This window comes from Paenibacillus sp. RC21 (assembly GCF_044907935.1).
GTDB classification, from domain to species: Bacteria; Bacillota; Bacilli; order Paenibacillales; family Paenibacillaceae; genus Paenibacillus; species Paenibacillus terrae_A.
The window spans coordinates 314,134-328,613 of record NZ_JBIYCS010000001.1; the positions used below are offsets into that span (position 1 = coordinate 314,134).

Genomic DNA, 14,480 nt, shown 5'->3' on the forward strand with positions numbered 1-14,480 from the left:
AATTGTAATTTTCGTATAATACCTAAGGAGGAGGTGAGCCGGATGTCCGACGTATTGGAGCGCGTAAAGCGCATTGTCGTTGACCGTTTGGGAGCCGACGAAGCCGAAGTTACACTTGAAGCATCTTTCAAAGATGATTTAGGTGCTGATTCTCTCGATGTAGTTGAATTGGTTATGGAATTGGAAGATGAGTTTGATATGGAAATCTCTGATGAAGATGCAGAGAAAATTACAACCGTAGGTGAAGTTGTAAAGTACATACAATCTCATACCTAATTCAAGTCAACAAAGTCCCGTTCTGTTACAGGCGGGACTTTCTCCTAATCATACAGATTGAACTAAAGACGGAATTGCCGCGTGTTCTTGAGCTTGGCTCGGCATGACTTAGTCAAGGGTGGGAGTAAGCGGCATTACTAACTTTAGTTGATTCTATATTATTTTTGCACACAAGAGCGTACGGCCTTGAAATACAATATGCAGTAGACATAGAGGTGATTATCTTTGAAACAACGTGTTGTCATAACAGGAATGGGTGTAATCACTTCGCTGGGACAGGATTTGAACACACTGTGGGATAATCTGATGGCTGGAAAATCTGGCGTCAGTGAAATCGAAGCTTTCGATACCAGTGAATATACAACGAAAATTGCGGCTTCTATTAAGGATTTTAATCCTGAGGATTATATAGAGCGCAAGGATGCTCGAAAAATGGATCGTTTTGTACAATTTGCAGTTGCCGCCAGTAAATTGGCACTCAAGGATAGCGGACTCGTAATCGGAGAGAACGCCGATGCCGAGCGTGTTGGTGTATCCGTTGGCTCCGGTATTGGCGGATTGGGTACCTGGGAGGATCAGCACAATGCGCTGATTGAAAAAGGACCTAAACGCGTAAGCCCTTTCTTTATCCCGATGATGATTGCTAATATGGGTTCCGGTCAAGTGTCGATTTCACTCGGCGCTAAAGGACCTAATACATCACCGGTTACGGCTTGTGCAACGGGTAGTCATGCGATCGGCGATTCGTTCCGCATGATTCAGCGTGGTGATGCTGACGCTATGATTTGCGGCGGAGCTGAGGCAACTATTCGTCCGATTGGAATGGCTGGCTTTTGTTCGATGCGGGCGATGTCCACTCGTAATGATGAGCCTGAGAAGGCAAGCCGTCCTTTTGATACAGATAGAGACGGATTTGTTATGGGCGAAGGCTCCGGTGTTCTGATTCTGGAATCGTTGGAGCACGCATTGAAGCGCGGCGCACGTATTTACGGCGAAGTGATCGGCTACGGTCTGTCCGGCGATGCACATCATATGACAGAGCCAGATCCGGATGGTGCAGCACGCTGTATTAAAATGGCGATCCGCGACGCAGGGTTGAATCCTGAAGATATTGATTATATCAATGCGCATGGTACATCCACGCCAGTCGGTGACAAATCGGAAACAGAAGCGGTTAAGAAAACGCTTGGAGACCACGCCTATAAAGTGGCGATTAGCTCAACCAAGTCAATGACGGGGCACTTGTTGGGTGCAGCTGGCGGTGTTGAAGCCGTGATTTGCGGATTGGCTCTCCAGCATCAGACCATTCCGCCGACGATTAATCTGGATAATCAGGACCCGGCTTGCGATCTTGATTATGTACCTAACGAGCCGAGAAAAGCGAAACTGAATGTAGTGATGTCCAATTCCTTCGGTTTTGGTGGTCACAATGCTACGGTTATTCTAAAAAAATATGAAGCGTAAGGGGTCAGTTCGTTGAGTGGAGACTTGAAGCAATTACAGCAGAAACTTCATATTCAATTCAACAACCGGCAGCTTCTGAAGCAGGCCTTTACGCACGCTTCCTACGTAAACGAACATCGGTTCAGTCAGCATGCAGACAATGAGCGGCTTGAATTTTTAGGCGACGCAGTTCTGGAGCTGACCGTATCCGAGCAATTGTACAATCAGTACCCTAACCGGCCGGAAGGCGAGCTGACCAAGCTGCGTGCAGCCATTGTCTGTGAGCCTTCTCTGGTGAAATTTGCTGTCGGACTTGAGTTCGGGCAATATGTACTGCTTGGCAAAGGTGAAGAGCTGACAGGCGGACGTACTCGTCCGGCTCTGTTGGCCGATGTATTCGAAGCGTTCGTAGGCGCGCTTTATTTGGATCAGGGTCTGGATGCCGTCCGGTCGTTTCTGGAACGTTATATTTTTCCTCAAATTGTGTTAAACGGTAAGCTTCAGATGAGTGATTTCAAAACAGAGCTTCAGGAACTGACGCAGCATCATAACATGGGGATGCTTGAATACAAGATTGTGGAGGAGCGCGGACCTGCCCATGAGCGCGAGTTTGTAGCTGAGGTATATATGGGCAGCGAACGGCTGGGTACAGGTACAGGACGCTCCAAAAAAGAAGCTGAGCAGCAGGCGGCGGCAGTAGCCTTAAACCGTTTGAAGCTGGCAGAATCGTAATCGGTACCTGAGCGGCCCGGACGGGTTACACGAGCAGGGGACACAAAGTAAGAGCAAAGGGCAGTCCGCGGGGAGTCCCGGCCCGCAATGGCGAATGGACTGCGTTTTGCTCTTTTTTCGTGGCTTTGCTACTGTAGCTTTGTATGTCTTTGCCGCGCTTTATCCGCGGTAGTCTTGTGCTACAATAGGGATAATTCTTGTTAACCAGGTAAACGGTGTTGTACAAGCATATTTAAATGTTAGAGGTGAGATTGAGTATGTTTTTAAAGCGCATTGAGCTGGCGGGCTTCAAATCGTTTGCAGATAAAACGGAGATGGAATTTGTCCGCGGCATTACAGCGGTCGTCGGACCCAATGGAAGCGGAAAGAGTAATATATCCGACGGTATTCGCTGGGTGCTGGGTGAACAGAGCGCCAAATCACTGCGCGGCGGTAAAATGGAGGACATTATTTTTGCGGGTAGTGATGCACGTAAGGCTGTTAATTACGGCGAAGTGTCGCTTACGCTGGATAATGAGGATCAGGCGTTGCCTCTTGATTTTGGAGAAGTCACGGTCACGCGGCGTGTGCATCGCAGTGGAGATAGTGAATATTTTATTAACCGACAATCATGCAGACTCCGTGATATTACCGAGCTGTTTATGGATACAGGTATTGGTAAAGAAGCTTATTCCATTATCGGACAGGGGCGCATTGAAGAGATTTTGAGTACCCGTTCCGAGGACCGCCGGGGGATTTTTGAGGAAGCGTCCGGTATCGTGAAATATAAATCACGTAAAAAAGATGCGGTTCGCAAGTTGGATGACACGGAGCAAAATTTGCTTCGGATTCATGATTTGGTCAGTGAGCTGGAGGATCAGATCGGACCGCTCAAGGAGCAGTCTGAAAAGGCAATCCACTTTAAGGAGCTGCGGGGTGAACTGAAATCGAAGGAAATTTCGATGTATGTCCATCAGATTGAACAGATTCATACCTCGTGGAGCGATGCGACTTCCAAGCTGGCTTTGTTGCAGCAGGAGCAGCTACAGCTGTCTACGGTGGTGTCACGTCATGATGCGATGCTGGAGAGCGATCGTAACGAGCTGCGTCAGCTGGAGGAGCAAGTGGAACGGCTGCAAAGGGATCTGTTGCAATACAGTGAAGCTACGGAAAAGAGCGAAGGCTACGGCGAACTGTTAAAAGAGCGCACACGCAATCTGGAGGCAAACCGGGAGCAGCTCATTTTATCGCTCAGCACAAGCGAATCACGTCATTCCGAGCGCAAAAGTGAGCTGGATCTACTGAACGAAAAACTGTCTGCATTGACTGTTGAGCTTGACGAGCTGCGTGAACGGCTATCCGACGAAGAGGCGAAGCTGATTGGTGTCACAGGTGGAATCAGCCAGGAGCAGGAGGAAAGCCTGAAGGGCGGACTGCTGGAGCTGATGAATCAGATGGCACAGGCCCGTAACGAAATCCGTTATACCGACCAGCAGAAGGAAGCGTTGGAACGGCGGGTGACTCGCGTAAGTGACGAATCCGGCAAATGGGAAGCCCAGAAAGCTGAACTGGAACAGCGTAAAAAGGGTTTGGAAACGGCTGTTCAGAAGCTTGGTCAGGAAATCAGCAGTCTGCGCAGCGGATATATTCAGGGAAGCGAAAAATACCAGGCGCTGCAAAAGCTGCTGGAAGAAAGCCAGGGTACTGTCCGCAAATGGGAACAAAAACGTGAGGCCCAAATTTCACGCCGAGATACGATGAAGGAAATGCAGGATGACTTCGACGGCTTTATGCTGGGCGTTAAAGAAGTGCTGAAGGCGGCACGCAAAGAAACCCTGCATGGCGTGCATGGAGCTGTAGCAGAGCTGATCCGGGTACCTGAGCATTTGGAGCAGGCGATGGAAACGGCTTTGGGCGCTTCGATGCAGCATATCGTGATGGAAAATGAATCGGTGTCCAGACAGGCGATCAGCTTTTTGAAGCAGCGTCAGCTGGGCAGAGCGACGTTTTTGCCTATGGATGTTATCCGTCCGCGTCAAATTGGGGCGGGTGAACGCCAAATCGTGGAAGGCGCCGAGGGTTTTGTCGGAATTGGTGCGGATCTTGTTCAGTATGATGAACGGTATGCTGGCATTGTAGGCAGCCTTCTGGGAAATGTGGTTATTGCCCGTACGCTGGAAGATGCGAACCGTATTGCGGCTCGTTGCCAATATAGATATCGCGTCGTGACGCTGGAAGGCGATGTCGTCAATGCAGGTGGTTCCATGACAGGTGGTAGCCAATTCAAGAAAAATGCCAATTTGCTTGGACGTAAACGTCAGCTGGATCAGCTTGATCAGGATATTATCGATACGGAGCAACAAATTGCAAGGCTGCGTCAGAGCGCGGTAGATGCAAAACGTCAGTTGGAAGAGACACAGACCCGTTTGGACGAGCTGCGTCAGGGCGGCGATGTGAAGCGCGGCGAAGAGCAGCAGGCAGCAATGGAACTCAAGCAACTGGAGCATGAGCTTCGTCATGTTCTGGAGCAGGTGGCTGCATCTGGTCAGGAGAAGAAGGGTTTTGATCAGGAGATCAAGGAACTGGAAGCTTCCCGTGAAGAGGCGTTGCTGAAATTAGCTGCGCTGGAGGATGAAGAGAAGAAAACCCACCAGGCTATCCATGCCGCTGAATTTGCCCGTAAGGCCAACGAATCTGCGAAAGAACAGTTACAGGGAGAACTTACGAATCTCAAGGTAAGAGAAGGAAAGCTGGATCAGGAGCGTTTTTCACTGGAAGAACAGCTGCGTAGATTACGGGGAGATTATGATACCCTTGGCAAGGATTCGAGACAGAACAAGACCTTGCTTGCTTCCATCGAAGCTGATCTGCTGACCAATGAGCAGGAAAGCGTGAAGCAGATTGAAAATCTCAATCAGTATCGGCTTAAAAAGGAAGAGGCTTCGCAGCAATTGGAATTTAAGCGTGCTGCACGCAGTAGCTTGTCCAAAAAGCTGGAAGTGGCCGAAAACGAGACGAAAGAGCAACGCGTTCAGCTCAAGTCTGTCGAAGAACAGCTTCGCCAGACAGAAATTGGAGTGAATCGGCTTGATGTAGAGCTGGAGAACGTCCTGAAAAAATTGAGTGATGACTATGAACTCAGCTATGAGCTGGCCAAGCAGCGTTATCCGATACCAGAAGATATAGAAGGTACGCAGGCCGAGGTGCAAAGGCTCAAACGCGGTATTTCCGCATTGGGCGAAGTAAACCTGGGTGCCATTGAGGAATACCAGCGTGTGCATGAGCGTTATACGTTTCTCGATGAGCAGAAGTCTGATCTGGTCGAGGCCAAGACAACGCTCTATCAGGTTATTCGAGAAATGGATGATGAAATGTCCAAACGCTTCAAAGCCACTTTCGATGCCATCCGGCGCGAATTTGGTACGGTGTTCTCCAAGTTGTTCGGAGGCGGACGTGCTGATCTGGTGCTAATTGACCCGGAACGCATGTTAGAGACGGGAATTGACATCGTAGCCCAGCCGCCAGGAAAAAAACTGCAAAACTTGCAGCTACTGTCAGGAGGCGAGCGGGCGTTAACGGCGATGGCGCTATTGTTTGCCATTTTACATGTCAAGCCTGTCCCATTCTGTGTGCTGGATGAAGTGGAGGCCGCATTGGACGAAGCTAATGTGGTACGTTTTGCCCAATATTTGCGGGAATTCTCCGAGCAGACACAATTCATTGTAGTTACACATCGCAAGGGAACGATGGAAGAAGCCGATGTGTTGTATGGGGTTACGATGGAAGAAGGCGGGGTTTCCAAGCTCGTATCCGTCAAGCTGGACAATGATGAAGCTGAGATTGCCTGACATAAAATAACATACTTTCAGATCAACGGAGGGAACCTATGAGTTTCTTTAGGAAATTAAAGGAAAGCATTGCAAGCAAAACCGAATCCGTCACCAAACAGTTCAAGGACGGTTTAGAAAAAACACGCAAAGGATTTGTTGAAAAAGTATCGGATCTGATGATTCGCCGCAAGAAGATTGATGAGGAGTTCTATGAGGAGCTGGAAGAAATTCTGATCGGTGCCGATGTTGGCGTCAACACCGTTATGAACCTCATTGAAGACCTGCGAGGAGAAGTGAAAAAACGCAAAATCGAGGACGCATCCGAGCTACAGCCTGTATTATCGGAAAAGCTGTCTGAGTTGCTGCGGGGCAATGACAACAGTCAGCTTCAAATGAGCCCTGACGGGATTACGGTCATTCTGTTCGTCGGTGTCAATGGTGTCGGTAAAACAACAACAATTGGCAAGCTGGCGCACCGTTTTAAACAAGAGGGTAAAAAAGTGTTGCTGGCCGCCGGGGATACGTTCCGTGCTGGCGCGATTGAACAGCTGGAGGTATGGGGCGAAAGGGCTGGTGTAGAGGTCATTAAACAGCAATCTGGTTCTGATCCAGCCGCGGTTATGTTTGATGCGGTACAGGCTGCCAAGCAGCGTCAGGTGGATGTGTTACTGTGTGATACCGCAGGACGTCTCCAGAATAAAAGCAATCTGATGGAGGAACTGAACAAAATTTTCCGCGTAATCCAGCGTGAAATTCCCGATGCTCCCCATGAAGTACTGCTGGTACTCGATGCGACGACTGGACAAAACGCGCTCAATCAAGCCAAAATGTTTGGCGAGAAAAGTGGCGTAACCGGGCTGGTGCTGACGAAGCTGGATGGTACAGCGAAGGGTGGTATTGTCGTGGCGATCCGCCAAGAGCTGAATTTGCCGGTGAAGCTGGTAGGCTTGGGTGAAAAGGTGAATGATCTCCAGCCATTTGATTCCGAGCAATTCGTTCATGCGTTGTTCGCTGGGTTGATTCAGGAAGAAGGCGTAGATGAAACCGCTCTGGGTGAGGAAGAACAGGCTTAATCAGGTTTGTTGCAAGGTTGGACGAGGCTTTTTTGATCTTAAGACCTGCCAGGTCTGGGCTAAGTAGGGTCCGGTTGCTGCGTGAGATCACAGGGATGTATAATGAAAGAAAAGGGTCTGTCGGCGCCGGATATGAATTTTTTGGATGTAAAAAAATATTTCACAGGAAGCCGGGTGAAGAACCAATGGCGAATACCTATACTTATTCCCGCCGGGAAGAAATAGCCAATGCGATCACACACGGAATTGGAGCCGTTTTAAGTGTCGCGGCACTTGTGCTGCTCATTGTTTTTGCAAGCTTGAAAGGGACCACTTGGCATGTCGTCAGTTTCACGATTTACGGAATTACGATGCTGCTGTTGTACACCAATTCCACGTTGCTTCATAGTCTGCGCGAAGGAAAATTGAAGGATTTGTTCGAGATATTCGATCATTCTTGCATTTACCTGTTCATTGCAGGCAGCTACACCCCGTTTATGCTCGTTGCACTGCGCGGGACATTAGGTTGGACGCTGTTTGGCGTTATTTGGGGAATCGCCCTGTTTGGTGTGCTATTCAAGGCATTCTTCACCAAGCGCTTTCTGTTCATGTCTACCGTGTTCTACATCGTGATGGGCTGGCTCATCACGATTGCCTGGAACCCGCTGGTGGCGGCTGTTCCCGCCGGAGGCATGACGCTATTGTTCCTGGGCGGTCTAATGTATACGCTGGGCACAATCTTCTATGTGTGGCGGGCGTTTCCGTATCATCACGCGATCTGGCATCTGTTTGTTCTGGCAGGCAGCATACTTCATTTTCTGGCTGTTCTGCTGTATCTTACCCCGGTAAGAGTTTAAACCCTAGTAGGCAAAAAGCCGATTCGTACTTCCGTTTAAGGGCAGTTAATCGGCTTTTTTTTGGTTGACAAGGGATAACGCTTGACATCTTCTTTTCTTTTATGTATGATAAGGATCGTTGAAAAGAACTGTAAAGTGTTTTTCCTTGACGATGGAGGTATACGCGATGAGTCAGGAGAATCGGCTGGAAAAGACAAACCGGATTAACCGACTGTTTGACTTCTATGAACCTCTGCTTACGGAGAAGCAACAGATGTTTTTGAAATATTACTTCCATGATGATTTTTCTCTGGGAGAGATTGCTTCGGAGTTTCAAATTAGCCGTCAGGCCGTGTATGAGCATATCAAACGTGCCGAGCAGGTACTGGAAATGTATGAGGAAAAGCTCGGGTTGCTCAGTAAACATGAGCGCAGAAGCCGAGATCTGGAAGAATTGAATACAGCGTTGTATGAGGCGTTCGGTAAAATCGGTAAACCCGATGAAGGCACTCTGCAACATGTTAATCAAATTGTAAATCGCCTGCAGGAATTGTAGGTCATATAGATTAGTAAACAAACAACCCTGGTAGACAAGGAGGTGCGGAAATATGGCATTTGAAGGATTGTCGACCCGCTTGCAAAATGTATTCAGTAAACTGCGCGGCAAAGGAAAAGTGTCTGAGGATGATGTAGCTCAGGCGATGCGCGAAGTACGATTAGCTTTGCTGGAGGCGGACGTTAACTTCAAGGTTGTAAAGGACTTTATTGCCAAGGTGAAGGAGAAATCCGTTGGCAAGGAAGTGATGGACAGCTTTACACCAGGTATGGTAATCATCGACATCGTGAACAAGGAACTGACCGAGTTGATGGGTGGCAGTCAAGCCAAGCTTGCCAAGGCAAACAAACCGCCTACGGTCATTATGATGGTGGGTCTCCAGGGCGCAGGTAAGACGACGACATCCGGCAAGCTGGCGAAGTTGCTGCAAAAGCAAAATCATCGCCCATTGCTTGTAGCTGGTGATATATATAGACCGGCTGCAATCAAGCAACTACAGGTACTTGGTGAGCAGATTAATGCTCCTGTATTTACGCTTGGTGATCAGACAAGCCCGGTGGAGATTGCAAAACAGGGCTTACAGCATGCCAAGGATAATGGTAATGACTACGTTATTATAGATACTGCCGGTCGTCTTCATGTGGATGAAGAGCTTATGGAAGAGTTGCGTCAGATTCATGCGAACGTCAAGCCGGACGAAGTTCTGCTGGTTGTTGACAGCATGACAGGTCAGGATGCGGTAAACGTCGCGGAGCACTTTAACACTAGCTTGGAGTTAACAGGGGTTGTACTAACGAAGCTGGACGGTGATACCCGCGGTGGTGCGGCCTTGTCGGTTAAGGCTGTGACCGGATGCCCGATCAAGTTTGCTACATTGGGTGAAAAGCTGGATGCGATGGAGCCGTTTCATCCGGAACGGATGGCTTCACGGATTTTGGGTATGGGCGACATGTTGTCCCTGATTGAAAAAGCGCAATCCAATATCGACGCCGATAAGGCGAAGGAAATGGAACGGAAAATGCGCAATGCTGAATTTACCTTCGAAGATTTTCTGGAGCAGATGGATCAAGTTAAAAAGCTTGGCCCAATCGACCAGATTCTCGATATGATTCCCGGCATGGGCAATATGAAGCAAATGAAAGATGTCAAAGTGGATGACAAGCAGATGGGCCGGATTGAGGCTATCGTTCATTCCATGACCACACAAGAAAAGCAAAACCCGGACATGATTAATCATAGCCGTCGCAAACGGATTGCTGTAGGCAGTGGAACATCACTGGCTGAGGTAAATCGCCTGATCAAGCAATTTGATGAAATGCGGCGCATGATGAAGCAGTTCTCAGACATGATGGGACCCAAGGGTGGCAAAAACAAAGCCCTGAAGCAGTTGAAGGGTATGGGTAAAGGTATGAAGTTTCCTTTCCGTTAAGGCCAATAGGCCGTTGGAATTATAGGATAACAATATACAGTCTACTTTTTGAAGGAGGTGAATTTTCGTGGCAGTTCGTATTCGTCTGAAACGTATGGGTGCACATAAAGCTCCTTTCTATCGCGTCGTGGTATCGGATTCCCGTTCCCCGCGTGACGGTCGTTTTATCGAAGAAATCGGTTATTACAACCCTATTACAGTACCAGCAGTTGTAAAAATTGATGAAGATAAAGCGTTGAAATGGTTGCAAGATGGTGCACAAGCATCCGATACAGTCCGCAACTTGCTTAGCAAAGCGGGCGTAATGAAAAAGTTTCATGAGCTTAAACAACAGAAATAAGGTGCTGATGCGGAGGGTCAACCATGGAAGAATTAGTGATAATCATTGCTAAGGCTTTAGTCGATCATCCGGAAGATGTAACCGTGAAGACCTTGGAGAAGGATCGGCTTGTCGTATATGAGCTTAGCGTGCATCCTGAGGATGTAGGCAAAATCATTGGCAAGCAGGGTCGTATCGCCAAGGCGCTTCGCACTGTGGTTGCATCAGCAGCCGTTAAGATGGATAAACGGGTTACCGTAGACATCATATCTTAAAGATATACGAAAGTGGGTTAGGATGTATGTCCTAACCCTTTTTCGTACATGATGAAGATGATATGGAGCGGGACCGATTATATGCAGGAGGAACACGATGCAGCAATTGTTTAATGTCGGGAAAATTGTGAATACACACGGAATCCGCGGCGAGCTTAAAATATTAACGACGACCGATTTCCCGGAGGATCGTTTTGCTAAAGGCAGTGAGCTGTTGATCATTCCTGCGGATGGTAAAGCGCCGATCCCTGTAACTATTGAAACAGCACGTTTTCAAAAAAATATGGTTGTAGCCAAATTCAAGGAATATCATAACATCAATGATGTTGAAAAGTATAAAGGCAGCTTATTGAAGGTATCCGCTGAACGGCTAGGCGAACTAGAGGAAAATGAGTTCTATTTTCATGAAGTTGTTGGCCTGGAAGTAGTGACAGAAGGTGGAGAAAAGCTCGGTGTGGTGAAAGAGATTTTGACACCAGGAGCTAACGATGTATGGGTAGTCACAATGCCTGATGGCAAGGAACTGCTGTTGCCGTATATAGAAGATGTCATTTTGGATGTAAACGTGCCTGAAAAACGGGTTACGGTACGGTTGATGGAAGGACTACTGTAATGCGGGTGGATGTGCTGACCCTGTTTCCCAAAATGTTTGACGGTGTATTTAATGCAAGCATTCTGGGAAAAGCAAGGGATAAGGGAATCATATCACTGCAAGCGGTTAATTTTCGCCAATATGCCGGGAACAAGCACGGTCAAGTGGATGATACACCCTATGGCGGCGGGGGCGGGATGGTATTGAAGCCTGACCCGATTTTCACTGCGGTGGAGGCGCTACTGGATGAGGCAGAGTGTCCAACCATATTAGGGAACACAGACGAAGTTGTTCAAGGTGATGAGGCTGGGTCGAGTGCAGGTTTGAAAGCTCCGCGTATTATTTTGATGTGTCCGCAAGGTGAGACTTTTACGCAAAAGAAAGCGGAGGAGCTTGCTAAAGAGGACCATCTTATTTTTATATGCGGGCATTATGAGGGCTATGATGAGCGTATTCGCGAATATTTGGTGACGGATGAGCTTTCTATCGGAGATTATGTGTTGACTGGTGGGGAACTGCCCGCCATGGTCGCTATAGATAGTGTGGCACGGTTGCTGCCTGGAGTGCTGGGCAATGAAACGAGTGCAGTAACGGACTCTTTCAGTACGGGGCTGCTGGAGTACCCGCATTATACCAGGCCTGCTGAGTTTCGGGGCTGGAAGGTACCAGAGGTGCTGTTGTCAGGACATCACGTTAATATTGATGTATGGAGACGGCATGAGGCACTGCGTCGTACGATGGAACGTCGACCGGATCTGCTGGAGCAGGCTGAATTGACAAGCAAGGAACGGGTATGGATAGAGGAACAGCGCAAGACGGATTGATCATGGGAAGAGTGTATTAAAGTGCTGAGCAATGAGGGGATTTGAAAGCAGGTGCTAACCTGTTTTATAATGTAATTAATTAAATATAATGTTTGGTCAAATCCCTTTTTCTTGTTGCAATGCGGTATCCTCCATGATACAATACATCTGTTGTGTGTAATACGGTGGTCCTCTGTGGATGATGAAGGAAACGGATGTGTTTCCAGAAGATGCATGAACACCTGTACGGAAGGAGGGAGTCATAGATGAATATCGTCCAAGCGATCACTGAAGAACAACTGCGTAAAGATTTGCCTAACTTTCGTCCCGGTGACACTTTGAAAGTGCACGTGAAAGTTATTGAGGGAACTCGTGAGCGTATCCAGTTGTTTGAAGGTGTTGTAATTAAACGCCGTGGTGGCGGAATCAGTGAGACTTTTACAGTTCGTAAAATTTCTTACGGTGTAGGTGTGGAAAGAACTTTCCCGCTTCATTCCCCGAAAATCGATAAAATCGACGTGGCTCGCCGTGGTAAAGTGCGTCGTGCGAAGCTTTATTATCTTCGTGAACTGCGCGGTAAAGCAGCGAGAATTAAAGAAATTCGTCGTTAATACAACGAATAACGAAAGGGGCTTGATTACAAGCTCCTTTCGTTTTTTCTACGTACATAGGGAACTGTGGATTATTGACCGTAAAGAGAGGACAGTGAGCTATGGAGCAAGAAGGACAAGGAGCTATACAGCAGCCGACCGATCAGGATGGTACGCCCAAGCGTAAACCGAAAAATGAGATTTTTGAGTGGATCAAGGCCATCGTTATCGCGTTAGTGTTGGTCTTTTTAATCCGTTGGTTTCTTTTTAAGCCGTTTATTGTGGATGGCCCGTCGATGCAGCCTAACTTTCATACCGGAGAACGTGTCATTGTAAATGAAATTTTGTATGATTTCCGTTCCCCAAAACCGGGAGAGGTAATCGTGTTTCATGTACCGGATGAAGGAAGAGACTTCATTAAGCGCGTCATTGCCGTTGAGGGCGATACGGTTAAGGTAGAAGGTGACACGATTACGGTGAATGGTAAACCTATTCAGGAGCCTTACTTGAAAACTCCGTTGGAGGAAGCGCATCAAAATGGTGAGCTTTACAACAAGTTTACAAATTTCCCGAATGAAAATTTTAAGGATGGTAAAGTTCCCGCAGGACATATTTTTGTTATGGGGGATAACCGTTCCAACAGTACAGACAGTCGGATGATTGGATATATTGATTTGAAAGAAGTCGTCGGCCGTGCTGATGTTATTTTCTGGCCGGTGAAGGATATGAAGTGGATTAACCACTAGAACAACTAATATGCAGCATAGCTGCCGTAATCCTGACGCATAACCCTATGGGAAACGTTAGGAGTTACGATCAATGAGGTGATGACGGTGACGATACAATGGTTTCCTGGTCATATGACCAAAGCGCGCCGCCAAATTGAAGCAAAATTAAAGCTGATTGATTTGGTAATTGAGTTGATTGATGCTCGATTGCCGCTTTCCAGCCGAAATCCAATGATTGATGATATTTTGCAGGGCAAGCCGCGAATGATTATTTTAAATAAGGCAGATTTGGCGGACCCGGTAGTATCACAGCAGTGGATTGCCTACTTTAAGGAGCAAGGGCATATCGCTTTTCAGGTGGATGCTACAACAGGCACAGGGATGAAAGAAATTCCGGTTCAGGCCAAGTTGCTGCTTAAGGAAAAGATAGATCGGCAGATTTCTAAAGGTATGAATCCTCGTCCTATGCGTGCTTTGATTGTTGGTATACCGAATGTCGGTAAATCGACCCTGATCAACCGTATGGCAGGACGTAGCATTGCAGCTACGGGCGATCGTCCTGGGGTGACGAAGGCACAGCAATGGATCAAGATTGGTGAAATTGAGCTGCTGGATACACCGGGTATTTTGTGGCCCAAATTTGAGGATCAGAATGTTGGTTATCGTCTGGCGGTTACAGGCGCGATCAAGGAAGAGATTTTGAATGTTGAGGATATCGCTTTTTTCGCGACAAAATATTTGGTTCAATATTACTGGGATGAGCTGGCAGCGCGCTTTGAGCTGACTGAACGTCCCGAGGATACGGAAAATGCCGATGAAATTGTCAGTGTCATGGAAGCGATTGGACGTAAACGCGGCTGTATTGTCAGTGGTGGACGTGTAGATCTCGAAAAGTCGTCAAAAATCATTTTACGTGAGCTGCGTGCAGGTAAGCTGGGACGTTTCAGTTTGGAAGCTCCTTACTGATTCGATTCTGCCTGATGTATCGGATACACCGCATAGCATAGTGTGGCAAGGAAGAACCTTCCCCATCTCTCCGG

At 47.8% G+C, this 14,480-nt stretch carries 15 protein-coding genes; all 15 read left to right on the top strand.

The genetic code is table 11. The features are described 5' to 3' along the window. Positions 1 to 42: 42 nt before the first annotated feature. Entirely contained in the window at positions 43 to 276 is a 234-nt protein-coding gene (locus ABIA61_RS01515) for an acyl carrier protein (RefSeq protein WP_007429985.1), read from the top strand. A gap of 225 nt (positions 277 to 501) precedes the next feature. Then, on the top strand, positions 502 to 1,740 hold the full coding sequence (gene fabF, locus ABIA61_RS01520) for a beta-ketoacyl-ACP synthase II (protein ID WP_044644899.1): 1,239 nt from the start codon (positions 502 to 504) through the stop codon (positions 1,738 to 1,740). A 12-nt stretch (positions 1,741 to 1,752) separates the two neighbouring features. After that, positions 1,753 to 2,451 carry a ribonuclease III gene (gene rnc / locus ABIA61_RS01525; protein ID WP_283655606.1) on the top strand — a complete coding sequence of 233 codons (699 nt, stop codon included), beginning with the start codon at positions 1,753 to 1,755 and terminating at the stop codon, positions 2,449 to 2,451. A gap of 257 nt (positions 2,452 to 2,708) precedes the next feature. Further along, the gene (gene smc / locus ABIA61_RS01530; protein ID WP_283655607.1) at positions 2,709 to 6,278 is read left to right on the top strand and encodes a chromosome segregation protein SMC; all 3,570 of its coding nucleotides are present in this window, start codon (positions 2,709 to 2,711) and stop codon (positions 6,276 to 6,278) included. A gap of 38 nt (positions 6,279 to 6,316) precedes the next feature. After that, on the top strand, positions 6,317 to 7,333 hold the full coding sequence (ftsY, locus tag ABIA61_RS01535; RefSeq protein ID WP_283655608.1) for a signal recognition particle-docking protein FtsY: 1,017 nt from the start codon (positions 6,317 to 6,319) through the stop codon (positions 7,331 to 7,333). 185 nt (positions 7,334 to 7,518) lie between these two features. Then, positions 7,519 to 8,169, top strand: a complete 651-nt coding sequence (trhA, locus tag ABIA61_RS01540; RefSeq protein WP_044644895.1) for a PAQR family membrane homeostasis protein TrhA — start codon at positions 7,519 to 7,521, stop codon at positions 8,167 to 8,169. 166 nt (positions 8,170 to 8,335) lie between these two features. Next, positions 8,336 to 8,704, top strand: coding sequence for a putative DNA-binding protein (locus ABIA61_RS01545; protein WP_283655609.1), 369 nt, complete (start codon positions 8,336 to 8,338; stop codon positions 8,702 to 8,704). A gap of 52 nt (positions 8,705 to 8,756) precedes the next feature. Continuing rightward, on the top strand, positions 8,757 to 10,133 hold the full coding sequence (gene ffh, locus ABIA61_RS01550) for a signal recognition particle protein (protein WP_404519259.1): 1,377 nt from the start codon (positions 8,757 to 8,759) through the stop codon (positions 10,131 to 10,133). Between the two features lie 67 nt (positions 10,134 to 10,200). Then, positions 10,201 to 10,473 carry a 30S ribosomal protein S16 gene (rpsP, locus tag ABIA61_RS01555; protein ID WP_014281051.1) on the top strand — a complete coding sequence of 91 codons (273 nt, stop codon included), beginning with the start codon at positions 10,201 to 10,203 and terminating at the stop codon, positions 10,471 to 10,473. Between the two features lie 23 nt (positions 10,474 to 10,496). After that, the gene (locus tag ABIA61_RS01560; RefSeq protein ID WP_013309863.1) at positions 10,497 to 10,727 is read left to right on the top strand and encodes a KH domain-containing protein; all 231 of its coding nucleotides are present in this window, start codon (positions 10,497 to 10,499) and stop codon (positions 10,725 to 10,727) included. A 97-nt stretch (positions 10,728 to 10,824) separates the two neighbouring features. Continuing rightward, the gene (gene rimM / locus ABIA61_RS01565) at positions 10,825 to 11,340 is read left to right on the top strand and encodes a ribosome maturation factor RimM (RefSeq protein ID WP_283655611.1); all 516 of its coding nucleotides are present in this window, start codon (positions 10,825 to 10,827) and stop codon (positions 11,338 to 11,340) included. Further along, positions 11,340 to 12,143 (top strand): tRNA (guanosine(37)-N1)-methyltransferase TrmD, encoded by an 804-nt coding sequence (trmD, locus tag ABIA61_RS01570; protein WP_404580223.1) that lies wholly within the window; start codon positions 11,340 to 11,342, stop codon positions 12,141 to 12,143. Before rimM ends, trmD begins: the two co-directional genes overlap by 1 nt. Positions 12,144 to 12,388: 245 nt before the next feature. Further along, entirely contained in the window at positions 12,389 to 12,733 is a 345-nt protein-coding gene (gene rplS / locus ABIA61_RS01575; RefSeq protein WP_010346403.1) for a 50S ribosomal protein L19, read from the top strand. A gap of 101 nt (positions 12,734 to 12,834) precedes the next feature. Continuing rightward, the gene (gene lepB, locus ABIA61_RS01580; protein ID WP_404580224.1) at positions 12,835 to 13,458 is read left to right on the top strand and encodes a signal peptidase I; all 624 of its coding nucleotides are present in this window, start codon (positions 12,835 to 12,837) and stop codon (positions 13,456 to 13,458) included. An 87-nt stretch (positions 13,459 to 13,545) separates the two neighbouring features. Next, the gene (ylqF, locus tag ABIA61_RS01585; protein ID WP_134910182.1) at positions 13,546 to 14,406 is read left to right on the top strand and encodes a ribosome biogenesis GTPase YlqF; all 861 of its coding nucleotides are present in this window, start codon (positions 13,546 to 13,548) and stop codon (positions 14,404 to 14,406) included. Positions 14,407 to 14,480 lie beyond the last annotated feature (74 nt).